At 48.0% G+C, this 642-nt stretch carries 1 pseudogene; it reads left to right on the top strand.

Features of this window, described 5'->3' with window-relative positions:
- A pseudogene (locus tag HMPREF3168_RS04205) lies at positions 1-642 on the top strand (RNA-guided endonuclease TnpB family protein); the annotation flags it as partial.

The following is a 642-nucleotide window of genomic DNA, read 5'->3' as shown; positions in this document are numbered from 1 at the left end:
CGTTCTTCTTCACAAGCCAATTGAGCTGCCGGAAGAATACGCCGAAGCTCTTGCCGAGATTGAAACTAAGCTGAAACACAAACAAATCAATCAGGCATATAGCTATCTACGCCGAATTACGTATCGCTACCACTACCGGGCACGCAAGTCGGGCAAGCTTAGCTCTAGCATGAAGTGTGACTTGAATTGGGCATTTGAAGGAAATACTTTTTCATTCAGTTCAGACGTGCCTAGAAAGCAGTTTTCTGTGGAGATGACCAGCCCGTGGAATTATCCACGCACCGGCGATATCACCGTGGTGCTTGACCGCATCAAGCAGCGCCTCGAAGTTCATAAGCTGATCTCTAGCAAACGCTACAGCAACGATTCAAAGAAGGCGATCGGCATTGACAAGGGGCTTGCCACCCTGCTTTCCTGCAGCAGCGGCAATGAATATGGTGAAAACTTCAGCAAGCTTGCCAATGCCATCGTTGACAAATACGGCAAGCGAAACGCAAATCGCCAGCCATATATGAGTTTGCGCTGGCAGCTCAATCAGCAGCTTGAGCAGCTGGAAAAGGCAGACAAGCCTTTGTCTAAGACTGCTTCGAAGAAGAAAAGGAAACTGCTTGACAAGCTTAAGAATCTGGAGCAGAACAATAT

The organism is Lactobacillus sp. HMSC08B12 (assembly GCF_001808415.1).
In the GTDB taxonomy this organism is placed as follows: Bacteria; Bacillota; Bacilli; order Lactobacillales; family Lactobacillaceae; genus Lactobacillus; species Lactobacillus delbrueckii.
This window is presented reverse-complemented; position numbering and strand designations above follow the sequence as displayed.